Source organism: Amycolatopsis sp. NPDC057786, from assembly GCF_042797905.1.
Classification (GTDB): domain Bacteria; phylum Actinomycetota; class Actinomycetes; order Mycobacteriales; family Pseudonocardiaceae; genus Amycolatopsis.
In genome coordinates, this window is sequence record NZ_JBHVKW010000010.1 from 1 (window position 1) to 25390 (window position 25390).

The 25390-nt window shown below is 68.1% G+C and carries 24 protein-coding genes; 12 read left to right on the forward strand and 12 right to left on the reverse strand.

The genetic code is table 11. The features are described from left to right. The first annotated feature begins 94 nt into the window (after nt 1-94). A complete protein-coding gene (locus ACFVM3_RS09130; RefSeq protein WP_378437064.1) occupies nt 95-772 on the forward strand; it encodes a peptidylprolyl isomerase in 678 nt (225 codons plus the stop codon). A 23-nt stretch (nt 773-795) separates the two neighbouring features. Here ACFVM3_RS09130 and ACFVM3_RS09135 read toward each other — a convergent pair whose 3' ends face one another. From ACFVM3_RS09135 to ACFVM3_RS09145, 3 genes are all read right to left on the reverse strand, one after another. Then, nucleotides 796-1725 carry an SMI1/KNR4 family protein gene (locus ACFVM3_RS09135; RefSeq protein WP_378437066.1) on the reverse strand — a complete coding sequence of 310 codons (930 nt, stop codon included), beginning with the start codon at nt 1723-1725 and terminating at the stop codon, nt 796-798. A 254-nt stretch (nt 1726-1979) separates the two neighbouring features. Beyond that, nucleotides 1980-2438 (reverse strand): SMI1/KNR4 family protein, encoded by a 459-nt coding sequence (locus ACFVM3_RS09140; RefSeq protein WP_378437067.1) that lies wholly within the window; start codon nt 2436-2438, stop codon nt 1980-1982. Between the two features lie 183 nt (nt 2439-2621). Next, nucleotides 2622-2897, reverse strand: coding sequence for a hypothetical protein (locus ACFVM3_RS09145; protein WP_378437069.1), 276 nt, complete (start codon nt 2895-2897; stop codon nt 2622-2624). A gap of 176 nt (nt 2898-3073) precedes the next feature. Between ACFVM3_RS09145 and ACFVM3_RS09150 the strand changes: the two genes are divergently transcribed. The 3 genes from ACFVM3_RS09150 (at nt 3074) to ACFVM3_RS09160 (ending at nt 9364) form a co-directional block, all read left to right on the forward strand. Beyond that, on the forward strand, nt 3074-4162 hold the full coding sequence (locus ACFVM3_RS09150) for an acyltransferase family protein (protein WP_378437071.1): 1089 nt from the start codon (nt 3074-3076) through the stop codon (nt 4160-4162). Between the two features lie 144 nt (nt 4163-4306). Beyond that, nucleotides 4307-7915, forward strand: coding sequence for a methionine synthase (gene metH, locus ACFVM3_RS09155; protein WP_378437073.1), 3609 nt, complete (start codon nt 4307-4309; stop codon nt 7913-7915). Between the two features lie 12 nt (nt 7916-7927). Continuing rightward, nucleotides 7928-9364: a PLP-dependent aminotransferase family protein gene (locus tag ACFVM3_RS09160; RefSeq protein WP_378437075.1), complete on the forward strand. Its 1437-nt coding sequence runs from the start codon at nt 7928-7930 to the stop codon at nt 9362-9364. On the opposite strand, the gene ACFVM3_RS09165 is transcribed toward ACFVM3_RS09160, so the two are convergent. Continuing rightward, nucleotides 9361-10089: an alpha/beta fold hydrolase gene (locus tag ACFVM3_RS09165; RefSeq protein WP_378437077.1), complete on the reverse strand. Its 729-nt coding sequence runs from the start codon at nt 10087-10089 to the stop codon at nt 9361-9363. The genes ACFVM3_RS09160 and ACFVM3_RS09165 overlap by 4 nt on opposite strands. Before the next feature lie 48 nt (nt 10090-10137). On the opposite strand from ACFVM3_RS09165, the gene ACFVM3_RS09170 reads away from it, so the two are divergent. After that, the gene (locus tag ACFVM3_RS09170; protein ID WP_378437079.1) at nt 10138-11388 is read left to right on the forward strand and encodes a cytochrome P450; all 1251 of its coding nucleotides are present in this window, start codon (nt 10138-10140) and stop codon (nt 11386-11388) included. Nucleotides 11389-11440: 52 nt separating this feature from the next. Here ACFVM3_RS09170 and ACFVM3_RS09175 read toward each other — a convergent pair whose 3' ends face one another. Next, nucleotides 11441-12898 carry an MFS transporter gene (locus ACFVM3_RS09175; protein ID WP_192740987.1) on the reverse strand — a complete coding sequence of 486 codons (1458 nt, stop codon included), beginning with the start codon at nt 12896-12898 and terminating at the stop codon, nt 11441-11443. 86 nt (nt 12899-12984) lie between these two features. On the opposite strand from ACFVM3_RS09175, the gene ACFVM3_RS09180 reads away from it, so the two are divergent. Beyond that, nucleotides 12985-13371, forward strand: a complete 387-nt coding sequence (locus ACFVM3_RS09180) for a MarR family winged helix-turn-helix transcriptional regulator (RefSeq protein WP_219149891.1) — start codon at nt 12985-12987, stop codon at nt 13369-13371. Nucleotides 13372-13475: 104 nt separating this feature from the next. Here the strand turns inward: ACFVM3_RS09180 and ACFVM3_RS09185 are convergent, their stop codons facing one another. Then, entirely contained in the window at nt 13476-14372 is an 897-nt protein-coding gene (locus ACFVM3_RS09185) for an LLM class flavin-dependent oxidoreductase (RefSeq protein WP_378437081.1), read from the reverse strand. 108 nt (nt 14373-14480) lie between these two features. Here ACFVM3_RS09185 and ACFVM3_RS09190 point away from each other — a divergent pair, with 108 nt between their 5' ends. From ACFVM3_RS09190 to ACFVM3_RS09210, 5 genes are all read left to right on the forward strand, one after another. Further along, complete coding sequence (locus tag ACFVM3_RS09190; protein ID WP_378437083.1) at nt 14481-14909, forward strand: hypothetical protein; 429 nt, start codon at nt 14481-14483, stop codon at nt 14907-14909. Then, nucleotides 14903-15124 carry a helix-turn-helix transcriptional regulator gene (locus ACFVM3_RS09195; protein ID WP_125673158.1) on the forward strand — a complete coding sequence of 74 codons (222 nt, stop codon included), beginning with the start codon at nt 14903-14905 and terminating at the stop codon, nt 15122-15124. Before ACFVM3_RS09190 ends, ACFVM3_RS09195 begins: the two co-directional genes overlap by 7 nt. 7 nt (nt 15125-15131) lie before the next feature. Then, nucleotides 15132-16094, forward strand: coding sequence for an NAD(P)-dependent alcohol dehydrogenase (locus tag ACFVM3_RS09200; RefSeq protein ID WP_378437084.1), 963 nt, complete (start codon nt 15132-15134; stop codon nt 16092-16094). 84 nt (nt 16095-16178) lie between these two features. After that, nucleotides 16179-17714 carry an alkaline phosphatase D family protein gene (locus ACFVM3_RS09205; protein ID WP_378437086.1) on the forward strand — a complete coding sequence of 512 codons (1536 nt, stop codon included), beginning with the start codon at nt 16179-16181 and terminating at the stop codon, nt 17712-17714. A 164-nt stretch (nt 17715-17878) separates the two neighbouring features. Beyond that, entirely contained in the window at nt 17879-18220 is a 342-nt protein-coding gene (locus tag ACFVM3_RS09210; protein WP_378437088.1) for a hypothetical protein, read from the forward strand. 37 nt (nt 18221-18257) lie between these two features. Here the strand turns inward: ACFVM3_RS09210 and ACFVM3_RS09215 are convergent, their stop codons facing one another. After that, the gene (locus ACFVM3_RS09215) at nt 18258-19121 is read right to left on the reverse strand and encodes an alpha/beta fold hydrolase (RefSeq protein WP_378437090.1); all 864 of its coding nucleotides are present in this window, start codon (nt 19119-19121) and stop codon (nt 18258-18260) included. 28 nt (nt 19122-19149) lie between these two features. Next, nucleotides 19150-19974, reverse strand: a complete 825-nt coding sequence (locus ACFVM3_RS09220; protein ID WP_378437092.1) for a GAF and ANTAR domain-containing protein — start codon at nt 19972-19974, stop codon at nt 19150-19152. Nucleotides 19975-20321: 347 nt separating this feature from the next. On the opposite strand from ACFVM3_RS09220, the gene ACFVM3_RS09225 reads away from it, so the two are divergent. Continuing rightward, a complete protein-coding gene (locus ACFVM3_RS09225; RefSeq protein WP_378437094.1) occupies nt 20322-21758 on the forward strand; it encodes a PP2C family protein-serine/threonine phosphatase in 1437 nt (478 codons plus the stop codon). 6 nt (nt 21759-21764) lie between these two features. Here the strand turns inward: ACFVM3_RS09225 and ACFVM3_RS09230 are convergent, their stop codons facing one another. The 4 genes from ACFVM3_RS09230 to ACFVM3_RS09245 form a co-directional block, all read right to left on the reverse strand. Further along, nucleotides 21765-22319: a cysteine hydrolase family protein gene (locus ACFVM3_RS09230; protein WP_378437095.1), complete on the reverse strand. Its 555-nt coding sequence runs from the start codon at nt 22317-22319 to the stop codon at nt 21765-21767. A 68-nt stretch (nt 22320-22387) separates the two neighbouring features. Beyond that, nucleotides 22388-23215 carry an acetylxylan esterase gene (locus ACFVM3_RS09235; RefSeq protein WP_378437097.1) on the reverse strand — a complete coding sequence of 276 codons (828 nt, stop codon included), beginning with the start codon at nt 23213-23215 and terminating at the stop codon, nt 22388-22390. Nucleotides 23216-23350: 135 nt separating this feature from the next. Continuing rightward, the gene (locus ACFVM3_RS09240) at nt 23351-23902 is read right to left on the reverse strand and encodes a hypothetical protein (RefSeq protein WP_378437099.1); all 552 of its coding nucleotides are present in this window, start codon (nt 23900-23902) and stop codon (nt 23351-23353) included. A gap of 285 nt (nt 23903-24187) precedes the next feature. Then, a complete protein-coding gene (locus ACFVM3_RS09245) occupies nt 24188-25369 on the reverse strand; it encodes a cysteine desulfurase-like protein (protein WP_378437101.1) in 1182 nt (393 codons plus the stop codon). Nucleotides 25370-25390 lie beyond the last annotated feature (21 nt).

Here is a 25390-nt window from a genome sequence, read left to right on the forward strand (position 1 = left end):
TCCTTGCGCCTGGCGCAAGGAAGGGGGCCTTCATGTACATGGGCAGGCGTGAAGCGCTACCCGACGACCACCCTTTTGGGTTAGGTTCCCCCACATGAAGCTGCGCTGGGGTGTCACCGCTGTCGTTTCCGCTCTCGCCGCCGTCCTGCTGCCCGGCGTGGCCACCGCCGCGCCCGCGTCTCCGGCGTCGTTGCCGATCGTGCGCTGCGAGTTCACGCCGACGCCCGAAAACCCCGCGGCCCGCCCGGTGCTGCCGCCGCTCCCCTTCGCGTTCACCCGCGGCACCATCGACGTCACCTTCCGCTTCAACTACGGCCCGGTGACCGTGCGCCTGAACCGCGCCGGTGCCGCTCCGTGCGCCGTCCACAACCTGGCGAGCCTGGCGCTGCAGCGCTTCTACGACCACAGCCAGTGCTGGCGCCTGACGAACTCGTCGCGCCTCGGCGTCCTTCAGTGCGGCGACATCTACGAAGCCGAGAAGGGCGGGCCCGGCTACAAGTTCCCGGACGAGGTCGACGGCACCGAGACCTACGAACGCGGCACCATCGCCATGGGCAACCAGGGCCCCGGCACCAACGGCAGCGAGTTCTTCATCGTGCACTCGTTCGCGAACATCCCGAAGAACTACTCGGTGATGGGCAAGGTCGTGCGGGGTATGGAGGTGCTGGACCGGATCGTGGCGAACGGCATCATCCCGACCGATCCGAACGGCCCCCAGGACGGGCTGCCCGCGAAGCCGGTGAAGATCCAGAAGGCGACCGTCCGTTTCTGACCGTTCGGACTCTCGCTCGATGCTCAGACAGATTCCTGTGAGAGAACGAATTCGGCGATCTCCTTCCGCCGGAGCGTCCTCCAGACCGGATCCCGCGTCACCGATGCGAGCCAGTCCTCGAAGTCGGAACCGTCGCTGCGAAACCACCACACCGCACGGCTCCCGAGTGACCGCAGGTCCGCATCCACACGACAGCGGAACTCAAAGGCGACCTGTGAGTACTGTTCGTGCTCGCCGTCGGCATCGACGATCTCCATCTGCCGTACGAACCCCACCGCGAACATCGGCTCGGAGCCCCAATTCACTTCGCCGTACTCGAAGAGGAAACCGTCGGTATCAGCGCCATCGGGTACGGCGAACCTGACGGCTTCGAAGCCACGGACGGCCGTCACGACCTCGTCGACGGTCGGATGCTTCCGACGTGATCCAGGAAGCCCCAGGAGATCTCGCGCGACAGCGATCGCAGAATCGATCGGACGCTTCGCCCCTTCGCGGTGCACAGATCGCGCGCACAGTGCGAGAGCGAACGAACCGAAGTCGTCCCCCAGCTTTTCCGGCACATCATCGGCATGAGCCCAAGCCAGGACGGGGTACTCACCGGAGTCGTCCGGCCGCGAGGAATCGAGGACGACAGCCCCGCCCATGCCGTCGAACATCACCACGATCAACTCGGGGGCCAGCCCGTGGTCCCGTCGCATCTCCAAGGTCTCGGCAGCGGATCCGAGCACTCTCGGACCTCGCCCGGGAGTGCGGTACACACCGAGGAACTCCCGCCCCGCGATGTCCCAGGTGCCGAATTCCTCGACCAGGCGTCGATACGAAGGAGGGAACGCGACACCCAAAGTTCGTTCAGCGGAGCTGATCATCCCCTCGTCCGCACCGCCGGCGTGGTTCGACAGGTCGCCGTTCGCGCGCACCAGATCGATCAGCCGCTCGCTCGCTTCGACGCTCATCGACGACTTGCCCCTTCCACTTCAGCCAGGACAGTGCGAACAGAGCACCATCCGATCACATCACGCGCCGGACGCACGAAAGTGCCGTTACCGAAATCCGGCAACGGCACCTCTCGCACGACGGCAGGGAAATCCGCCGGTTCCGCCGCGCGGCCCCGAAGTCCGCGGGTAGCCATACCTCGCCTCGAACTCGGCGCTCAGGGAGGACATCCGCAGGGCCCAGGAGCGCAAGATCCGGTCGGTGCCATCGAAGTTCACGAGTCCCACCGAAGCCCGTGCCGAACCAGGAAGTCGAGAAAACCGGGCGCCTCACGTTCGCGTAGGCCATCTTCGTGGAACCGGAAGTCGACCGCTTCGCCGCACTCGTTCCCTGTCAAGGTGAAGCCCCACCAGTCCCCGGTGCCGACCGGAGCCACCGCGAGAAATCCAGCCTCCCGCAGGGAACCACGATTGACCGAGACCAGGTCTTCTTTCCTCGGACCGGGTGCGACGACCGGCAGCAGATCGACGAAGAGGAACCCGCCGCCGCCATGTCGCATCATGAATTCCTTGTACTGTGCAGGAAGGCGAACATCGAGCTCGTGCTCGACACGCTCGATCTCCTCCTCGGACGAACGCCATGACTCGAATGGGAAGAAGTCTTCGGGATAGTCCTGAGTCGGCAGCCCTTCTCTGGTTCGCAGCACGAGAGCATCGAACTCATCGAACTCCATGACCGCTCACCCTTCTCGCCGGTCGCTCACGACTTCAAACACTCCACCAGTCTCGCGGGCTCCCGTTCACCCGATCTCAACACCTTGAGCATGAGCTCGCCTGGCTCGTTCACGCGCTGTGCGAGTCTGGCGCTCTCGTCGACCACCTCACCGCCGTGTACGACCCGGCCGCGATGACGATCATCAGCGACAGAAGCTCATCGAGGTCCACCCGCGGGAGTCGGCCTCGGCGAAGAGCGACCACCGTCCCGGGATCTCGGCGTACTCCGGGCCCATGACCATCACCCGTGCTCCGGCGGCGCTTCCCCAGCTGAAGCTCCAGGTCAGCTCGGCCTCACCGGTGACGACGATCTCGATGTTGTCGACACCCAGGAGAAGCCGCATCGTCACCGTGGCCACACGAGCGACCGAGGCCATCCGCGGCTCCTCGGCGCACCACGCTTCATAGTCGATCGCCACGCTTATCCACCTTCAAGTAATTCGAGCCCCACAGACCGCGTCTGCCGGTGAATCTCCAACAGGCGTTGTCGATCGACACAGCGAATACACAGCCCCCTCACAGGAAGCAGCATTTCACCCTTTAGAGTGACGCATCCTTACCGGCAGGAAGACCGGTATCGCCCTGGGGGTCCACGATGATGACTCATGAGCAGTACCTGTCCACGAAGAGATTCCCGGCCCTCGACGGGCTGCGCGCGATCGCCGCGCTCCTCGTGGTGGTGTTCCACTACGGTGGACCGTCGTGGGCCATGGCCAACGGGTGGATCGGTGTCCACCTGTTCTTCGTTCTTTCCGGTTTCCTGATCACCACACTCGCGCTGCGTGAAGAAGACCGAAACGGCAGGATCTCGCTCGCGAACTTCTATATCCGCCGTGCGTTTCGCATTCTTCCGGTGTATTTCGCGGTTTTGGGCATCATCGTGGTGTTCACTTATCTCCGCAGCCAGTACACCTCCAGCGGGCTCTCCGGGGCGATGCCGTACTTCCTGACCTTCACGAACGAGTTCGCCCACAACGCACCGTTCGGCCAGTCGTGGACGCTGGGTGTCGAGCAGAAGTTCTACCTCGTCTGGCCGTTCCTGGCCTTCGGTATCGCGGCGCTGAGCTTCCCGAAGCGGCTCGGCCTGGCGATCGGGCTGGTCGCGCTCATGATCGCGCTGATCCCGGTGATGCCGTACGCCGGCGCCTACTCCCCCATCATCATCGGTTGCGCGCTCGCCATCGGCCTCCACTACCGCAAGGGCTTCGCGGTCCTCCGCGTGTTCACCCATCCCATCGCCTGCTACGTCCTGCTCGCGGCTCTCGTGGTCCTTCAGCTCCACGTGATCGACATCCAGGACTTCTTCCAGGACGGCGGCACGATCGGCGGCACCGCGTACGCCGTACTGGTCGCGCTGTTCATCACCTCGCTGGTCCCGCGTGGTCCGATCGCCTGGCTCTTCTCCACCCCGCCGATGCGGTTTCTCGGCGAGCGGTCGTACTCCGTATACCTCCTGCAGGGGGTGGCGGCGACCGTGGTCGCCTTGTCGATCCCGCAACTGGGCACCCATCGGACCTTGACCGCGGTCGCCGTGACCGTCGTCGCACTGGTCATCTCGGACTTCCTCTACCGCTGGGTCGAGGTGCCCATGATCGATGTCGGCCGCAGGATCGTGGCCCGGCGCAGGCCGTCACCGCCCCGTCTCACAGTGCGGGAAGCCGAACCCGCGTTGGCCAGCAGGTGAGCAATTCAGGCGAAGTGCCCTTGTCCTGATCCGGTAGTCTTGGGCACCAAGGTCGAGAGGCGCTGCAACGGACCGCCGAGTCCGCCACGCTCGGCCCCGGACTTCACCGCAAGGGCGCCTCCCACGACATGGGAGGAGCGCTGGATGAAAACGACCGCCCTGCGAAAGCTGCTGGATGAGCGCATCGTCGTGCTTGACGGGGCGTGGGGGTCGATGCTTCAGAACGCCGGCCTCAAGCCGGAGGACTACCGCACCGAGCGGTTCCAGGACCACCCCCGTGACATCACCGGCGACCCGGACCTGCTGAACATCACGAGGCCGGACGTCGTGCGCGACATCCACCGCCAGTATCTGGACGCCGGCGCGGACATCACCACGACGAACACGTTCACCGCCACCACCATCGGCCAGGCGGACTACGGGCTCGAGCACCTCGCGTACGAGATGAATCTCCGCGGCGCTCAGATCGCCCGCGAGGCGGCGGACGCGGCGGGCGGGAAGTTCGTCGCCGGGTCGGTCGGGCCGCTGAACGTCACCTTGTCGCTGTCACCCAAGGTCGAGGACCCGGCGTTCCGCGCGGTCACCTTCGACGAGGTGTACGCCGCGTACGCCGATCAGATCAAGGCGCTCGCCGAGGGCGGCGTGGACCTGCTGCTCATCGAGACCATCTTCGACACGCTCAACTGCAAGGCCGCGATCGCCGCCGCCCGCGACGTCGCACCGCAGCTGCCGCTGTGGATCTCGGTGACGATCGTCGACCTGAGTGGCCGGACGCTGTCCGGGCAGACGGTCGAGGCCTTCTGGAGCTCCATCGAGCACGCGGATCCGCTGCTCGTCGGCGTCAACTGTTCACTGGGCGCCGAGGAAATGCGCCCGCACATCGCCGAACTGTCCCGTCTCGCGGGCACGTACACCGCCTGTCACCCGAACGCGGGTCTGCCGAACGCGTTCGGCGGATACGACCAGACGCCCGAGGAGACCGGCGGGCTGCTCGGCGACTTCGCCACGGCCGGGATGGTCAACGTCGTCGGCGGCTGCTGCGGCACGACCCCCGCGCATATCAAGGAGATCGCCGACGCCGTCCGCGGGATGACGCCGCGGCACGTCCCGGCCCCGAAGCCGCACACCCGGTTCAGCGGGCTCGAGCCGTTCGAGATCGGCAAGGACACCGGGTTCGTCATGATCGGCGAGCGGACCAACGTCACCGGATCCGCCAAATTCCGCAAGCTGATCGAGGCCGACGACCACCAGGCCGCCGTCGACGTCGCGCTCGAGCAGGTCCGCGGCGGGGCGAACCTGCTGGACGTCAACATGGACGCCGACCTGCTCGACAGCGAAAAGGCGATGACCACGTTCCTGAACCTCATCGCCACCGAACCCGAGGTCGCCCGGCTGCCGATCATGATCGACAGCTCGCGCTGGACGGTGCTCGAGGCCGGGCTGAAATGCGTGCAGGGCAAGGGAGTCGTCAACTCCATCAGCCTCAAGGAGGGCGAGGAGCAGTTCCTCCAGCAGGCCCGGCGCATCCGCGACTACGGCGCGGGCGTGGTCGTGATGGCCTTCGACGAACAGGGCCAGGCCGACACCGCCGACCGGAAGGTCGAAATCTGTGCCCGCGCCTACGACCTGCTCACCCAGCAGGCGGGTTTCGTCGCCGAGGACATCATCTTCGACCCGAACGTGCTCGCGGTCGCGACCGGGATCTCCGAGCACAACGGGTACGCCAAGGCGTTCATCGACGCACTGCCGCGGATCAAGGAACGCTGCCCCGGTGTGCACATCAGCGGCGGTATCTCGAACCTCTCCTTCTCCTTCCGCGGCAACAACGTCGTGCGCGAGGCGATGCACTCGGCCTTCCTGCTGCACGCGGTGCGCGCCGGGCTGGACATGGGCATCGTCAACGCCGGGCAGCTCGCGGTCTACGAGGACATCCCCAAGGATCTGCTGGAGATGGTCGAGGACGTGCTCTTCGACCGCCGCGAGGACGCCACCGACAGGCTGGTCACGTTCGCGGAAACGGTCAACGGCAAGGGAACCCAGCGCACGGTCGACCTCTCCTGGCGCGACAACACCGTCGAGGCGAGGCTCAGCCACGCGCTGGTGCACGGCATCGTCGACTACATCGAAGAGGACACCGAGGAAGCGCGCCAGAAGCTGCCGAAGCCGCTGGAGGTCATCGAAGGCCCCCTGATGGACGGCATGAAGATCGTCGGCGACCTGTTCGGGTCCGGCAAGATGTTCCTGCCGCAGGTGGTCAAGAGCGCGCGCGTGATGAAGCGGTCGGTGGCCTACCTCGAACCGTTCATGGAGGCCGAGAAGGAGAAGGCGCGCCTCGAAGGCCGGATCGAAACCCGCCAGGGCAACGGAAAGGTCGTCTTGGCGACGGTCAAGGGCGACGTGCACGACATCGGCAAGAACATCGTCGGCGTCGTCCTCGGCTGCAACAACTACGAGGTGATCGACCTCGGCGTGATGGTCCCGGCTTCGGTCATCCTGGACACCGCCGTCTCCGAAGGCGCCGACGCCATCGGGCTTTCGGGCCTGATCACGCCCTCGCTGGACGAGATGGTCAACGTCGCCGCCGAAATGGAGCGGCGCGGGCTGAAGCTGCCGCTGCTGATCGGCGGCGCGACCACGTCACGCCAGCACACCGCGGTCCGCATCGCGCCCGCGTACGAGCACACGACCGTGCACGTCCTCGACGCCTCCCGTGTCGTCGGCGTCGTCGGTGACCTGCTCGACGCGGACCGCGCGGAGATCCTCGACAAGAAGAACCGCGAGGACCAGGAAGCGCTGCGCGTGCAGCACGCCAACAAGCAGCGGACGCCGTTGCTGACGGTCGAGCAGGCGAGGGCCAACCCGGAGAAGGTCTCCTTCGACGACATCCCGACGCCCGCGTTCACCGGCGTCCGGTACGTCTCGCCGTCACTCACCGAGCTGCGCGAGATGATCGACTGGACCTTCCTGTTCCTGGCCTGGGAGCTGAAGGGCAAGTACCCGGCGATCCTGAACAACCCGGTGGCCAGGGAGCTGTTCGACGACGCGAACACGCTGATGGACCAGATCATCGCCGAGGAACGCTTTCAGGCCAAGGGCGCGTACGCGTTCTGGCCTGCGCACTCCGAGGGCGACGACATCATTCTGGAATCGGGTGTCAAGTTCCCGATGCTGCGCCAGCAGACCAAGAAACCGCTGTCGCGGCCCAACCGCTGCCTGGCGGACTACATCGCCCCGGCCGGCGCGGGCGATCACCTCGGCGGCTTCGCGGTCACCATCCTCGGTGCCGAGGACTTCGCGGCCGAGTTCGAGGCGAAACAGGACGACTACCGCGCCATCATGGTGAAGGCGCTCGCGGACCGGCTCGCCGAGGCGTTCGCCGAGTACCTCCACCTCCAGGCGCGACGGGACTGGTTCGAGCCGGACGCCGATCCGAAGCTGGAGGACCTGCACGCCGAACGGTTCCGCGGCATCCGCCCGGCGCTGGGCTACCCGGCGAGCCCGGACCACAGCGAGAAGCGGGAGCTGTTCGAACTGCTCGATTCCGACCGGCTCGGAATGGGGCTGACCGAGTCGTTCGCGATGACGCCGGCGGCGAGCGTCAGCGGGCTGATCTTCGCCCACCCCGATTCGCGGTACTTCACCGTCGGACGGCTTGGCAAGGACCAGGTCGAGGACTACGCCGCCCGCCGCGGTCTCGAACTGTCCACTATGGAGCAGTGGCTGCGCCCGAACCTCGCCTACGAGCCCGAATGACACAATGATCGGGTGACTGCCGAGGGCTCGGACTTCCTGCAGCTGGATATCGGGGACGCACCGCCGGGGCGCCGGTCGGACTGGCTGGCGTCGCGGCTGCGGCACGCCATCTCCGACGGCCGCCTCCCGGTCGGCAGCAGGCTGCCCGCGACCAGGGCGCTCGCCGCGGACCTGCGGGTCTCCCGCGGTGTGGTCACCGAGGCCTACCAGCGGCTGGTCGAGGACGGTCATGTCGCCGGACGCGGCCGCGCGGGCACGGTCGTCGTCGCGGCGCCTGCCCGGACGAAGGAGCAGACCACGCCCGGTCTCCCGTCCGCGGGCACGATCTTCCAGCCCGCGCCCGGGATCGGTGTCTTCGACTCGCTGCGATCGACCCCGGCGAGGATCGACCTGTCCCCCGGCGTGCCGGATCTGACGGCGTTCCCGCGAACGGCCTGGCTCCGCGCCGAACGCACCGTGCTCAACAACCTCTCGGCGGCGGACTTCGGCTACGGCGACCCGCGGGGCGCGCCCGCGTTGCGGCTCGCGATCGCGCACTGGATCGCCCGCACCAGGGGGATCACCGCCGACGCCGACGACGTGCTGATCGTCGCCGGTGTCGCGCAGGGGCTCGGCCTGCTGGCCCAGGTGCTGTGCGACAACGGGATCTCCGAGATCGCGGTCGAGGATCCGAGTTCGCTGGGCGCGCGGCAGCATCTGCACGACCGGCGGCTGGCGACGCCGCCGATCCGCGTCGACGACGACGGGATCGACGTCGGCGAGCTGGTGCGAAGCGGCGCGCCCGCCGTGCTGCTCACGCCCGCGCACCAGTTCCCGACCGGTGTCGTGCTCGGCGGGGAACGCCGTCGCGAGCTCATGCGCTGGGCCGCGGACGGCGGCCTGATCATCGAGGACGACTACGACGCCGAGCACCGCTACGACCGTCCGCCCGTCCCCGCGCTGCGCTCGATGCTCGCCGAGCAGGTCTGTTACGCGGGCAGCGTGTCGAAGTGGCTCGCGCCCGCGCTCCGGGTGGGCTGGATGCTGGTTCCGTCGCGGTACCGGGACGAGGTGGTCGCGGCCAAACGCTTCGCCGACCTGGGCAACGCCGTCCTCCCGCAGCTGGTGCTCGCGCATCTGATGGAGTCCGGCGAGATGGAGCGGCAGCTGCGGTTCGTGCGCAAGCGGCACCGCCGCCGCCGGGACGCGATGATCGACGCGCTCCGGACGCATCTCCCGGACGCCGTGGTGCACGGCGCCGCCGCCGGGCTGCACCTGACGATCACCTTCGACGCGGAGTTCTCCGATCTCGACTTCGCCGCCGCCGCGCTGGATCAGGGTGTGAAGGTGCAGCCGCTGTCGTGGCACTGTCAGCGGCCGATGAATCCGGGGCTGGTCCTCGGTTACGGGGCGAGCCCGGCGAGCGACATCGCCGAGGGCATCGCCGTCCTGGGCAAGATCAGGCGCTAGCCGCCGAATTGCCCGAGGAAGTCCAGGAGCACGGCCGGGTCTTCGACGTGCGCGTTGTGGCCCAGCCCGGGAAGTTCGACAGAAGCCTCGCTGAGCGCGCGAAGTTGTTCGGGGCGGCTCATGGGGTCATGCTCGCCGGCGGCGAGGGCGACCGGGCAGCGCGCCGCGCCGAGCAGGCCGGGCATGTCGGGAGCGCCGACAGCGAAGGCCCGCGGGTCCAGCGCGAGCCGCCAGCCGCCCTCCATTTCGACGATGCCGTCAGGGTCCGCTTCGGCCAGACCGGTCAGCCCGGCGATCTTGAGGAAGGCTCGTTCGGCGTCCTCGCGGGCCGTGAACACCCTGGGCGGTTTCGCCGCCATGTCGGCGGCCTTCGCGAGTTCGGACTCGCTCCATTCGACCTTGACGCCGACCGCGAGCACCCCGGCGACCTTTACCCCGAACCAGCCGGAGGCCAGCGCGAGCCCGACCACCCCGCCCAGCGAATGGCCGACCACCAGTACCGGACCGCGTTCCGGGAGCGCGTCGGCGACCGTCGCGGCCAGGCCGCCGAACGAGTAGTGCGGCAACCTGGGCGAACCTCCGTGACCAGGCAGGTCGGGCGCCAGCCAGCGATATCCCGGCTGCGCCATGAGGCCGTCCCAGACCGCTCCGGTCGCGCCGAGGCCGTGCAGCAGGAGCACGGCGGGGCCTTCGGTTCCGGCGGTGCGCATCTTCAGCGTGTCCACCGGACGGATCTTTCCGCAGTCCCCCTGTCGCGGGCTAGGGTCGGAGGCGTGATCACCGATCCGGACGTGTACACCCGGGGCGTGCCGTACGAGCACCTCGCGTCGCTGCGCCGGGAGTCACCGGTCATGCGCGTCGACGATTTCTGGGCCGTGCTGCGGCATTCCGACGTCAAACACGTGCTCAGGAACCCGAAGCTGTTCTCGTCGCGGCTGGGCGGGACGCAGATCCGGGACCCGGCGACCGAACAGGACCTCGGTTACGTCCGCCGGATGATGCTCAACATGGACCCGCCCGAGCATGCCCGGCTGCGGGGCCTGCTCACCAAGGCGTTCACGCCGCGCGCGGTCGGCAGGCTGACCGAGCGGATCCAGGGCTGGGCGCGGAATCTGATCGCCGGGGTGCAGGCGGACGGCGAGTGCGACTTCGCCGCGGTCGCCGCCGATCTCCCGCTGCTGACGCTCGCCGAGGTGTTCGGGATCCCCGAACAGGACCGGCGGCTGATGTACGACTGGAGCAATCGCGTGGTCGGCTATCAGGACGCCGACTACGCGGTGAGCGCGACCGTCGAGGCGGACGAGGTCACCGATCTCGCGCGGGCCGCGCTGGCGGTCCGGCCGGTTCCGGGCCCGGACGGGTCGATGCCCGATCCGCGCACCCGCGAGGGGATGCCGGATCTCTACGCCTACGCCACCGCGCTCGGCGAGTACAAACGCCGGAACCCCGGCGACGACGTGATGAGCAATCTGATGGGTCACGTCGAAGACGGCGGGCGGGTGTCCATCGCGGAGTTCGAGAACCTGTTCTGGCTGTTTTCCGTGGCGGGCAACGAAACTTTGCGCAACGGCATCCCCGGCGGGATGCAGGCGCTGCTGTCGCATCCGGATCAGTACCGGCGGCTGCTCGCCGACCGTTCCCTGCTTCCCGGTGCGGTGGAAGAGATGTTGCGCTGGTGGACGCCGGTCATGCATTTCCGCCGGACCGCGACCGAGGACGTCGTCCTGTCCGATGTGGACATCCGCGCCGGCGAAAAGGTCGTCGTCTGGTTCTCCGCCGCGAACCGCGACGAGACCGTTTTCGAGGATCCGGACCGCTTCGACATCGGCCGCACCCCGAACGATCACCTGACCTTCGGACACGGCCCGCATTTCTGTCTCGGCGCCCAGCTCGCCAGGGTGCAGCTGCGCGCGATGTTCGAAGCGGTACTGGACCTGCTCGGCGAGGTCGAACCCGCCGGGGAACCGGTGCGGTTGCGGTCGAACTTCCAGAACGGGCTGAAATCGCTGCCGATCCGCTGGTAGCGACGAGCCCCTTCCCGCCCCCGAGCGCGGGAAGGGGCCCATCACCCCCTGGTCATTCGGCCGCGGCGAACTCCGGTTCGGCGACGGTGGAACGGGCTTCGGCCTTGCGCAGGCCGACGATTCCGGACAGGGCCACCAGGACACTGATCACGGCGATACCGGTGACCACGGTGAGCGCGGGCGCCAGCCCGTTCAGCAGCGCGGCCGAGCCGGTGGCTCCGCCGGAGTTCCCGGTCAGCACCGCGGTCACGATGGCGAGCCCGATGGCGCCGCCGACCTGGATCGACGTGTTCAGCAGCCCGCCGGCGAGCCCCTGCTCGTCGTCGGAGATGCCGTTGGTCGCCTGGATGTTCAGCGAGGAGAACGCCAGCATGAAACCGATGCCCAGCAGGATCATGCTCGGCAGCACCGAACCGGCGTAGCTGGAGCTCTCGTCGATCCGCAGGAACAGCGCGTACCCGATGACGTGGGCGACGACACCGGCGAGGATCGTGCGCGGGGTGCCGAGCCGGTCGATCAGCGGCTCGATCCTCGGCGAACCGAAGGCCACGATCAGCGCGGCGGGCAGGAACCCGAGCGCGGTCTGCAACGCGGACCAGCCCAGCACGTTCTGCAGGTACAGCATGACGACGAACTGGAAACCGATGTAGGCGCCGAAGAACGTCGCGCCACCGAGGTTGGCGCGGGCCAGCGGGCCGGAGCGCAGGATGCCGAGGCGGAGCAGCGGGTGCTTGCTGCGCTTCTCGATGAACACGAAGGTGACGAGCAAGGCGAGCGCGAGGGCGAACGAGATCAGCGTCCGCGGCGCGGCCCAGCCGATCTCCGGCGCCTCGACCACGGCGAAGACCAGCAGGAGCGAACCGGCGGCACCGGTGATCGCGCCAGGGAAGTCGTAGCCGCCACCGGTCTGCGGCGAGTAGGACGGGATCAGCTTGATCGCGGCGACCAGCGCGGCGAGCGCGATCGGCACCGGCAGCAGGAACGTCCAGCGCCAGCCCACCTCCGTGAGCAGACCGGAGAAGACGAGACCCGCGGAGTAACCGCTGGCACCGAAGACGGCGAAGATGCTGATCGCCCGGTTGCGGGCGGGGCCTTCGTGGAAGGTCGTGGTGATGATGGACAACGCGGCCGGTGCGGTGAACGCGGCGGCCAGTCCCTTGATGAAGCGGGTGGCGATCAGCAGCGCGCCGTCGTCGACGAGGCCGCCGAGCAGGGAAGCGAGCGCGAAGACCGCGACGGCCACGAGGAAGACCCGGCGCCTGCCGAGCAGGTCGGCGGTGCGCCCGCCGAGGAGCAGCAGGCCGCCGTAGCCGAGCACGTAGGCGCTGATGATCCATTGCAGAGCACCGGTGGAGAGGCCGAGTTCGGCCTGGATGGACGGGAGGGCGACGGCGACCATCGACACGTCGAGCGCGTCGAGGCCCACGACGACGGACACAGTGAGCAGGACACCCCAGAGGCGCGCGTCCCACCTTGTCGAGCTGGTGGACAGCTGCACGGAAGAACTCATGATCCGTAGACTACATGCACACGCATCTAATGCAAGTGCATTTAATGACTTTGCATAAAATTCGCGTGCATGCTATCTTGGGCCGCGTGAGCGACGTCGCCGAACAAGACCTGCTGCGGGAGTGGCACGAACTGTCCGCCCGGCACGCGGCGGTCTTCGGGCGGCTCGAGTGCCGCCTCCAGGAGCGCCACGGCCTCGGTGTCACCGAGTTCGAAGCCCTGGAACGACTGGTGAACTGCGTTGTCGGCAAATGCCGCGCGGCCGACCTGACCGAGGTCGTCCACCTGAGCCAGAGCGCCACCTCACGACTCGTCGCCCGCCTCGAGCGCGAAGGGCTCGTCCAGCGCGCGCTCTGCGAGTCGGACCGGCGCGGGATCTTCGTCGTCGTGACCGACGAGGGCCGCCGTCGCTACGAAGAGGCGAAGCCGACGCACCGGGCGACCCTCGAAGAGACCCTCACCGTCGGCGCCTGAACCTCGGCGGCGCGCACGTGTCGCGAAAGCCACTTTCGGGACGTCAGATGTCCTCAAAGTGGCTTTCGCGACCCAGCCCCCAGACCACGCCGCACCCGGCCGGGTCAATTCCGGGCGAGTTCCTCGCGGATCGCCGGGACGACCTCGTTCCCCCAGCGGCCGAGCGCGCTGTCCGTCGTGGTCCCGTCTTCGACCGGGAAGTAGATGAACCCCGCTGCGCCATGGTCGCGCACCGCGGGGACCAGTTCCTCGACCCACTGCTCCGGCGAACCACCGACCCATCGCCCGTCGTCGTCACGCGGCGACGACAGCGGCTTTTCCGTTATACGGCCCGGGAAGTTGTAGATGGTGGCGATCTCGGCAGGGTCGCGGCCCGCGTCGGCGGCGGCCTGGTCGATCACCGGACGGGATTCGGCGAACCGCGGGCTGAGCCAGTCCGCGGCATGCCCCGGAATCCAGCCGTCCGCGAGTTTTCCGGTCACCGCCAGGGATTTGGGCCCGACAGCGCCCGTCCAGACCGGGGGCGCGGGCGCGGCCGCCGGCACCAACCCGTCGACGGAGTAGAACTCACCCTCGAAGGTCACCGGTGCCCCGCCGCCGGAAAGCGCCTTGATGAGGGTGATCGCCTCACCCATCGCCCGGACCGCCTCGGCGGGCGTCCGGTGCCCGACACCGAGTTTGGCGATCTCCCGCCAGAGCCCGCCCGCGCCGATGCCGAGCGCGACCCGGCCACCGGAGAGTGCCGAGAGCGACGTGATCGTCCTCGCCAGCATCGGCGCCGGACGGCTCGGCAGGTTGGTCACGTTGACCGCGGCGGTGACCCGCGACGTCCGGCCGAGGATCACGCCTAGTGCCGCGTACGCGTCGAGACGGTCGGCGAAGTACGGGTGATCGGACAGGCTGACCAGGTCGAGTCCCGCGCGGTCGGCCTGTTCGGCGTGCCGCAGGAGGTCTTCCACCTCGCCGACGCCGGTTTCGAGCCCGAATCCGAACAGTGTCATCACCACTCCTTAAGTTCGCAGTACGCACTATTTGCATCACGAACTAGTTGCCGATGTCGAAGTAAAGAATATTTGACATGATGTCTAGAACTCTTTACCTTGAGCTTCGTGGCAATGGAAGAGAAACGCGCGTGGATCATGGTGGTGGTCACGGTCTTCGGCTACGCCGCGTACCTGATCGTCGTCCTCGGCCGGGCGGGCTCCGGCCCGCTCGTCGATGTCCCTTACGTGGCGGCGTTACTGTGGACGATCAGCGCGGCCATCGTGGCTTCGATCGTGCTGCACATCGCCGCGGCGGCCGCTTCACCGCGCGACGCGGGCCGCAAGGACCAGCGCGACCACGAGATCGGCCGGTTCGGTGAGCACATCGGACAGTCGTTCGTCGTGATCGGCGGTGTCGCGGCACTCGTCATGGCGATGGCGGAGCTGGACCACTTCTGGATCGCCAACACCGTGTACCTCGCCTTCGTCCTGTCCTCCCTGCTCGGCTCGATCGCGAAGATCGCCGCCTACCGCTGGGGATTCCAGGCATGGTGAAACCGACCAAGGTCACGAACTCCATCCGCGCCCTGCGGTTCGCGAAAGGCGAGATGACCCAAGCGGAACTCGCGGACCGGATCGACGTCACCCGCCAGACGGTGATCGCCATCGAACAGGGCCGCTACTCGCCGTCCTTGGAGATGGCCTTCCGGATCGCCAGGGTGTTCGGCGTCGGGCTCGACGACGTTTTCCAGTACCCAGACCAGGAATGAGGCCGCCGTGAAGGCGATCGCCCAGAACGAGTACGGCACCACCGATGTCCTGACCCTGACCGACCTTCCCGACCCCGAAGCCGGACCGGACGGTGTCGTCGTGCGGATCCGGGCGGCGGCGGTCGATCCCGGCGTCTGGCACCTCATGGAGGGCACGCCATATCTGGTGCGGCTGATGGGTTTCGGCGTACGGAGACCGAAGGCCCGCGTCCGTGGGCTCGACTTCGCCGGCGTAGTGCACGCCGTCGGCGACGGCGTGACCCGATTCCGGCCGGGCGACGAGGTTTTCGGCACCTGCCGAGGTTCCTTCGCCGAGTACGCACTGACCACAGTGGACAAGATCGCCCGGAAGCCCGAGCGGCTCGGGTTCGAAGAAGCCGCGGCGGTCCCCGTCTCCGCGTTCACCGCGCTCCAAGCGCTTCGGGACAAAGGCCGGGTCGCGCCCCGGCAGAAGGTCCTGGTCATCGGCGCAGGCGGTGGCGTGGGCACCTTCGCGGTGCAGATCGCCAAGGCGTTCGGCGCCGAGGTGGACGGCGTCTGCGGCACAGGCAAGGTCGGCCTCGTCCGCTCGCTCGGCGCGAACCGCGTTGTCGACTACACCCGTGAGGAATTCGGCGGCGGCTACGACCTCATCCTCGACACCGCGGGCAACCGGCCGCTGTCCTCCTTGCGAAAGGCCCTTACCCCGCAAGGCACTCTGGTCCTCGTCGGCGGCGAGAGCGAGGGGAAGTGGATCGGTGCGGTCGGGCGCACCGTGCAGGCGCTGCTGCTCGGGCCGTTCGTGAAGCACAAGCTCCGCGGCCTGTTCTCCACGGAGAACCACGATGATCTCCAGACGCTGCGGGCGCTCATCGAAGCGGAGAAACTGACGCCCGTCGTCGACCGGACCTACTCGCTGGCCGAGGTGCCCGAAGCCATCCGTTATGTCCGCGAAGGACACGCACGCGGCAAGGTCGTCATCACCATCTGATGTTCTCCCCCACGTCGGCCTCCGGCCATCTTGGGAGTGTTCGCTCTCGGGGAGCGATCCACCGAAGGCCGAGGGAGAACACCGATGTCCGTCAACCGCCGGGACCTGTTGCGAGGCGCCGCCACCGCCGGTGCGCTGGGGCTGGCCTGGCCGTTGAGTTCGCGGATGACGGTCGCGCAGGCGGAGGAGGCCGCGGCGGCGCTGGGCGCGACCTGGGACGAAGCGCCGTTCACCCTCGGGGTCGCGTCCGGCGACCCGGTCCCGTACGGCGTCGCGCTCTGGACCAGGCTCGCCCCGAAGCCGATGGAGTTCGAGCAGCCGCTGGACGACACCGTCGAGGTCGCCTGGGAGGTCGCCACCGACCGCGGGTTCCGCCGTCGCGTGGCACACGGGACGGCGGCCGCCACCGCCGCGCTCGGGCACAGCGTGCACGTCCCGGTGTCCGGACTGGAGCCGGGTGCTCAGTACTACTACCGGTTCCACGCGCTCGGCAAGGTCAGCCGGATCGGCCGCACCCGTACCGCGCCGGTCGGGCCGGTCCGGCGGGTGCGGTTCGCCTCGGCGAACTGCCAGGCGTTCCACGACGGGTTCTACGCGGCGCACGCCGGGATCGCGCGGGAGGAGCTGGATTTCGTCGTCCACCTCGGTGACTACGTCTACGAGCACGGCCAGGTCGGCGGGAATCCGCTGCGCGATCACGAAGGACCCGAGGTGCTGACCCTGCCGGCGTACCGGCGGCGGCACGCGCTCTACAAATCCGACCCCTCGCTACGGGACGCCCACGCCGCCCACCCCTGGTTCATCACCTGGGACGATCACGAGGTCGTCAACGACTACAGCGGCACGACCCCGTCCTTGCGGGCGCGGCGCTCGGCGGCCTACCAGGCCTGGTTCGAACACATGCCGGTGCGACCCGACCACCCCTCGACGCCGAGGATCCACCGGCAGCGCCGCTGGGGCGACCTCCTCGATCTGTCCATTCTGGACCTCAGGCAGTACCGGTCGGCGCAGAACCTGCCCGACAGCACGATCCTCGGCGCCGACCAGAAGGCCTGGCTCAAGGACCAGGTGACCGGCGCGGGCGAGGCATGGCACTGCTGGGTGAACTCGATCATGCTGAGCCAGCTCGCGAAACCCGGCGGCGGCTACATGTTCACCGACCAATGGGACGGCTTCCTCGCCGAACGCAAGGAAGTGCTGACCCACGTGGCCCAGAGCGGCCTCGAAGACCTCGTGGTGATCACCGGCGACTGGCATTCCGCGTTCGTCGACGACATCCGCCCGGACTTCGCGGATCCGTCCACTCCGGTGATCGGCACGGAGTTCACCGCGCATTCGGTGACCTCCGGCGCCTACTCCCCCGAGTGGAACGCCACGAACGGACCGAAGATGGGCGCGGCGAACCCGCACCTCAAGTACTTCGAAGGCAACCGGTACGGCTACGACGTCTACGAGGTCACCCCGCGCCGCTGGAGCACGCATATGCGGGTGATCGGCGACCGGCGCGACCCGCGCTCCCCGGTCAGCACCCTGACGACGTTCCACGTCGACCGCGGCAGGCCCGGGTCGTACGAGGACCGGTCCACCATCACGTCTCCGGCGCAGTACCGGCGGCGCTAGGCCAAAAGGGGATCCGGGAACTCGGAAGAGGGGCGAGCGACGCCCTTTCGGAGCAGCGTGGTTCACCGCACGCGTTCTCGTTTCACCTGCCCGATGAATTCACGACAATTCTTCCGTGCGGCTAATCTGGGCATTCCACAGGGAACGAGCCGCGGGAGAAAACAATGAAGAAGAAAATCGCCGCTTTAGTCATGGCCGCCTTTTCGGCGGCCGGAATCCTGGCCGCCGCACCGGCCTCCGCGGCGACCGAAGGCAGGTTCCCACCCTTCGGATGCGACAGCGACCGCTATGGAATCCTCTTCGGCGAGGGCATTTCCCTGACCTGTTTCGCCCTGCCGGGACACTCGGAGACCTACCGGGTGGTGGCCCACTGCGCGTCCGGATCGTCCTATTGGTACACCGTCGGACATTGGGTACCGATCGGTTTCGGTCCGTCGAGAGCGGAATGTCACGGCGCACTGCTTTCGAGCGCCTATGTGGCCGGATATCACGTAGACGACTTCTGATATTCGAATGACTTGATGTCGATCTTGACGCCGCGCCTCAGCGTCCGCTCCCGGCAGGTCCCCACCGGCCCACTTCCGCGGTGAGCCACCGATACAGGGAAAAGGCCAGTTCGACCGGCGCGTCGTACTGGATCAGATGCCCCGCTCCGGGAATGACGTCCAGGAGGGCATCGGGAATCGCGTCGGCGAGGCGCTTCGCCCGGTCCGCCGGGATCCACGTGTCGTCCGCGCCCCAGATCACCTTCACCGGCAACGCCAGTTCCGGATAGCGGTCCTGGATCTCGTCGGTGTACCGGACGTCCGCCTCGGCGATCTGCCGGTAGAACGCGCGTTGCCCGTCGGCGTCCAGCCAGGGCCCGGTCAGCGTGGCCAGCTGCGCCTCGGTGAGACCACGATGGGAGGCCGTCGCGATGTAGGACTCCAGCGCTCCCCTGTGCACCGCCGGGGGCTGCGCCTGGAAGACCTCGGCGTTCTCCGCGACGAGCCGGAAGAATTCCGAACCCCACGGGCGCAGCGCGACGACGTCCACGAGGGCGAGCGAGGCGTACTCCGCGCCGTGCAGCAGCTTCGCGCGCAGAGAAACGGCCCCGCCGTAGTCGTGGGCGATCACGTGCGGGGCGGTCAACCCCCAGTACTCGAGCAGGTCGGCGAAAAGCTCGCCCTGCGTCCCGAGATCGACGGCGTGGCCGTCGTCCTTCGACGAACGCCCGTACCCCGGCATATCCCAGACGTGGACGGCGAACTCCGCGCTGAGCGCCCGCACGAACGGCGCCCACAGCTGCGCCGACCACGGTGTCCCGTGGCACAGCACCACCGGGGCGCCTTCGCCGAGGCGTTCCCACGCCACCGAACGGCCACGCCACTCGAACGTCCGCGACAACTCCAGCTCGCCGAAACCCATGATCGCGATCGTAGTGGCGGCCACCCGCTCAGTCCGGCAGTTGCAGTTCGGTATGCCGTTTGGACAGCATCTCCGCCAGCTCGCGGAGTTTGACGTTCATGTTCTGCGACGTGTGCCGCAGCACCTCGAACGCCTCCGCGGCGTCGATCCCGCGCCGCGCCATCAGGATGCCCTTGGCCTGCCCGATCGCGTCACGGCTGTCCAGCGCCTGCTGGAGCTGTTCCTCCTGGAGCTGGCCGCGTGTGACCGCGTGTGTCGTCGCCAGGGCCAGTGACGCGTGCGTCGCCAGGAGCAGCAGCACGTCACGGTCGGCCTTGGCGATGCCGTGCGGACTACGCGAATAGACGTTCAGCGCGCCGGAAGGCTGCGAACTCGACGCTTCGGGCAGGAGGGCCGTCGAGACCAGCGAGTGGAACCCGAGCGCCGCGGCGGCGGGACCGAAACGCGGCCACCGCGCGTCCTCCGCGAGATTGTCGCTGAACGCCGCCGCCGGGCCCGAGACCCGCGCCGCTTCGACGCACGCACCCTCGCCGTACTGATACTGCAACTGATCCAGCTCGCCGGCGATCTCGTCGGTCCGCACCGGCGTGTGGAACCCTCCGTCGGGATCGAGGAGGGTGACGCTGACCAGATCCGCACCCGGCACCAGATCTCGCGTCGCGAACACCACCCGCTCGAGGACCGCCGCGATCGAGCCGGAATCCAGCAACGCCCTGGTCAAGGCTACGAACTGGGCGACAAGTGGCCCGGCGATGAGCCGGGCGCGGTTTTCGGAGGTCACCGGCAGGTCGCCGTCGCCGACATCCTCGACGAATCGGTTCTTGTCCTGCTGCCAGTCGATTTCATCGGCCAAAGCCCGCCTCTCCCACTTCTGCACATCGGCGTGATGCACCACGGGAGCCACCGGCGGGAACCGGCGCCGAGCGCGCACCATCAACCGCCGCAACCAACCCGGTTACCGGCGGATCGGCGCTAACTTCTCAACGCTCAGAACCGCTTTCGGAAGCCGACCTTAGCCGAATGCGATCACCCGCCCTACCGCGACCCACGTTCGGCCCGTCCCGGATCACCTCCTCCGGTCACACCGGCGATGACCGGTTCGGCCACCTGGCGTAATTCCGCCCCGTCCAACCGGCTCGGGCCCATGTTTCGGCTCGGTCCGTCGTGGTACCCGGACCGGTGTCGCCGAACACCCCGGGGGTGATCACTGTGTCCTCGCTCCAGGCCGCGGAGCAGCGACGGATCATCGCCGACTGCTTCGCGCGCACAGGGCTCACCTTGGAACAACTGTGGCTGAGGTACTTCGCGCTGGGCGGCGATGTCAGCGAAATCGACTTGGCTGCCTACCTGCGGGGAGTGCTCCCCCTGCCCAGGATCCAGCGGGACATGGTGGCGCACGCGGTCAACGAACGACTCGACGAGCTCTCCGGCACGCGACGGGCACCATACAGCCGCGATGGCGGCGAGAACAGCCGGCCTCGTGGTCTCCTGGCCGCGCTGGTGGGACTCCTCGAGGGCGCCCAGCGGGTCTCACCCGAGCGGCTGCCCGAGATCGTCACCGCCGCGGGCAGGGCGCTGAACCTGGAGCTGACGGTCTATCTCGCCGACTACGAGCAGCGGCTGCTCTTCCCCCTGCCCGGCGAGTCGGCGTCCGGCCGGGGGCCATTGCCCATCGAGGCCGGTACCGCCGGCCGGGTCTACCGGACCGCCGGCACCACGCTGACCGAGGAGCCGGGCGGTCCGCGGCTGTGGACCATCCTGCTGGACGGCGACGAGCGGATGGGCGTGCTCGAGATCGAAGCCACCACGGACGCGGATCTGCACGACCCCGCCCTGCACACCCAGTGCCAGTGGCTCGCCTCGCTGTCCGGTCACCTCATCGCCGCCGCGATGCGCTACGGCGACGGCCTCGACATGACCCGGCGTCGAAGACGACGCGGCCCCACCACCGAGTTGCTTTGGCAGAACCTGCCCCCGTTGACGGCGGCGACGGGCGACTTCGTTGTGGCGGGCGGCGTCGAGCCCGCCTACGACGCTCGCGGCGTGACCTTCGACTACGCCCTTTCCGAGAAAACGGCGTGGTTGGCGATCTTCGACGCGGGCCGGGACACCGTGTCCTCGGGCCTGGTGGTCTCGGCGGCGCTCGCGGCCTACCGATCCGCTCGCCGCGAGAGCCAGGATCTGCGTGGCCAGGAGCGCGCTGTCGACAAAGCGCTTTCGACGCAGTTCGGTGACGGCACCACGGTCCGCGGCACCCTGGCCGAAGTAGACCTCACCCATGGCACGCTGCGCCATGTCGACGCGGGCGGGGAACCACCGCTCGTGCTCGGCACCGAACACGAGCCGGCCACAGTGGACAGTGCGCGGCGACCACCGTTCGGCGAAGGAGGCCCTGGGCGCATCACGACCACCCGCCTCCAGGCCGGTGATCTCGTCGTCCTGCACACCGAAGGCCTCACCGGAGCACGCGCCGCCGACGGCGAACGGTTCGCGCTCGCCGACAGCCTGGCCGCCGGCACGGGGCACCTACCGCCGGAAATCGTCCGTCGTGTGCTCGCCGCGGCGAAGTCCCACTGCCGCAACGGTTTCACGGGCGACGCCGGACTGCTGATCGCACGTTGGCCGGGCAAGCGGTGAAGCGGCTCAGCCGCGGAAATCGACGTCTTCGGTCTTGACCGTTCCTCCCTTCCGGCCCGGCGCGACCTGATACCGCCAGTACAGATTCGTGTGCGCGATGACCTGCTCCGGCGCGGGCGCGCCCCACTCCGATTTGTCCCCGGTCGTGTGTGCGTCGCCGACCAGCGTCGCGTCATACCCGCGGACCAGCGCGCCGTGCAGTGTCGAACGGATGCAGGCGTCGGTCTCCGCCCCGGCGACCACGAGCCGCCCGACACCACGCTCGGCAAGCACCTGCTCCAGATCGGTGTCCTCGAACGAGTCCCCGTAGGACTTTTCGACGAGAGGCTCGGAGTCTTCGCGGTCCAGTTCGCCGACGATGCGCCACTCTTCGCTGCCTCGCACGAGTTCCTCGTCCGAATGCTGCACCCACACGACCGGCACGCCTTCCCGGCGCGCCCTGCCGACGAGAGCGCCGATGTTCGCGACCACGGAGTCACGCTCGTGGGCTTCGTCGACGACGCCGTTCTGGACGTCGACGACGAGGAGCGCGGTGTTCGGCCGGTTGGAAAGCGTGGTCATCGCGGGTGTCCCTCCAGGTCAGGCAACTGGGACAGACCTTAACCCGGGCCACCGACAAGATCCGGCGATCAAGCTCCCGGAACGGCCAGCGCCTTCGCGTTGCGCCGGACGTCGGACCACGCCCCGTCACGGCACAATCCGCAGGAAGGGCCGAAGAACTCCGTCCGGGCCCGCTCGTCACCGGAAAGCCAGAACCGGAACCACGCCGTGATCGCGCCGCGGAACCCGCCTCCGTCGCCGACGGGCGTGAAATGGGTCGCTCCGCCGAGTTCGCCGTAGATCGCGGGGACCTGGTCCGCGAGGCGGTAGCGCGGGATGACCAGCAGGCCGGGTACGACGATGGTGTCGAACTGCCCACCCAGGAAGAACGAAGGCCCCTTCAGCGCCGTGGCCGAGCCCTGCGGTCCCGGTTCGATCGGGATCGTCGTGGTGACACGGGAGTCCGCGCCGGCGGCGATCGCCCCGCCGCCGCCCTGGGAGTGACCGGTGGCGCCGATATGCGCTGTGTCGATCTTCCCTTGGTAAGGACTGCCGGGACGAGAGTTCTCGGCGATCAACGTCGTGGCCCCGGCCAGCATCTCCTGACCGGAACCCGCGTTCGGGGTGTCGGCCGCCGCGACCACGAAACCGTGGGAAGCCAGATGCCGCAACAGGCCGTCATAGATCTTCGGGTTCGCGCCGGTCCCGTTGCCCCACAAGATCACCGGGTGCTTCTCCAGCCGCGAAGGCCGGTACACGGTGTGGGCGCTGTCGAGGGCTTCGACGGTCACCGCGTAGGGGCCCGGTTCACTCCACCGGCTGGCGACGCCGGACTCGGCCGTCGCGGCGGGCGTGACACTCACGGTCGTGAGCGCGACCATCCCGGCGACCAGTATCCGTGTGCGAAGTTTCCCCATCGTGGCCACCGTCCCGTTCCGTCCGGACCCCGTTGCCCGCGACGCTCCTCCCAGCGTGTCGGCACGGTCACCGTACGTCCATGGGGCCGATCACAAGATCGGGTGAACGAGTCTTGTGATCGACCCCAAACCGGGTCAGCCGATGAGCTGCCACAGGTAACTGGGGCTCTTGACCGGTGCGACGGCGTTCTTCTTCCAGAGGTACTTGACCTTGCACGGCGGGACGATCCGGTACTTCTGCACGGTGAAGGAGCGGGCTTCCTTGTACTGCTGCAACCGCAGCGTCTTCCCCGCGGGCACCGTCGCGGCATAGGACCAGGAATCGGCCTTCGAGTAGCTCGCGCCGACGCTCACCGCCAGCGAAACACTCGCCTTGGCGAAGATGACGCCCGCCTCGGCACTGGTCGTACCGGTGATGGACGCGTTGACCGAGGAGGTCGTGGTCTTGTTGTAGGTGATCGTCCCCGGTCCGCGCAGGTAGTCGCTGCGGAGGTTCGTCTTCAGCCAGGCCTTGGCGCCGTTCGAGATCTTGTAGTCGGGCGGATCGTTGACCTCGGGGCAGGGCTGGATCGCGAGCGCCCCGGCCCCGGCTCCGAGTGCCGCGGGCGCCACGCACAGCGCGCAGCCGAGCAGGACAGAAGCGGCCACCGACCGGAAACGCATCGCGAACCTCCCGTTGTCGATCATGCTCGAACGGTAATACGGCACTCGGCGACGGCGCGGAAATCCAACCTGTTCGAGTTACGCGCCTTGGGGTGCGTCGCAGGCCCCGGTCCGTGAAGGACCTTCACGCGTTGCCCAGGTACATGAAGGACCCATTCACTGCGCTAGACGCAAGGAAGGGGTCCTTCATGTACTCGGCAGCGGCGGGCCGTAGGGCCGAGTGGTCAGTACTGCCGGTGTAGGTGGGGGTTTCGTGTGTCGTCCATCCAGTCACGGTGGACCGGCACGCCGCACTGTCCACAGTGGTCTTCATCCGAACGTCGAAAGCCCGTCCAGCAGCCGGTCGACGTCCTCCGTGCTGGTGTACGGTGCCAGCCCGACGCGGAGCGCGGGGTCCTCCAGCTTCAGGGCAGCGAAGACTTCGTAGGCGTAGAAGGACCCTGCCGGTGCGACGACCTTCCTCTCCGCGAGATACCTTTGCGCCTCGCGCTCGCGCCCGCCGAGACTCATCAGGACGGTCGGCGTCCGCTCGGCGGCCTTGCCATGGACGGTGACGGCGTCGCCCAGTCCCTTCTCCAGCCTGCCAAGCAGCGCGGTTTCATGCTCGTGCAACGACTTCATCGAGTTCGCCAGCCGGTCTCGCCGCGATCCGGCCGATCCCGGGTCGAGTGCGGCGAGGAAGTCCACGGCCGCCGTCGCGCCCGCGAGCATTTCGTAGGGCAGGGTCCCGAATTCGAACCGCTCGGGCACGGTGTCGGGCGACGGCACGAGCTTGTCCGGCTCGACGGTTTCGAGGAGGGACGGCGACGCGCCGAGCACCCCGCAGTGCGGGCCGAGGAACTTGTACGGCGAGCAGACGAAGAAATCCGCCCCCAGCGCGGGAACGTCCACCAGGTCGTGGGCGGCGTAGTGCACTCCGTCCACGAACACCAATGCCCCGGCGTCATGGGCGAGATCGGCGATCCGGCGGATCGGCGGCTTCGTGCCGAGGACGTTCGAAGCCGCCGTGACCGCGACCAGCTTCGTCCTCTCGGTGAGGACCAGGGAATCGAGGTCGAGTTCGGTGGTCCGAGGATCGATGTCGAGCCAACGGACGGTAATCCCGGCTCGCTCCGCGGCCTGGACCCACGGCCGGACGTTGGCGTCGTGATCGAGCCTGCTGACGACGATCTCGTCGCCCTCACGCCAGATTTTGGCCAGGTGCCGGGAAAAGTCGTAGGTCAGCTGGGTGGCGCTGCGGCCGTGGACGACACCTTCGGCGGGCACACCGAGAAAGTCGGCGTAGGCCGCCCGGAACGCGGTGACGGCGTTCTCCGCGTTGAGTTCGGACGGGCTGACCTTGCCCCGGTTAGACAGTGGCCCGGTGAGTGTCCGGGCGATGGCGTCGGCGACGGCCCGGGGTGTCTGGGTACCCGCCGGTCCGTCGAAGAAGGCGGTTCCGTCGGCGAGGGAAGGGAAGTGGAGCCGGAGGGCGGCGACGTCGATGGCCATGCCCTCGACTCTGACATTCCA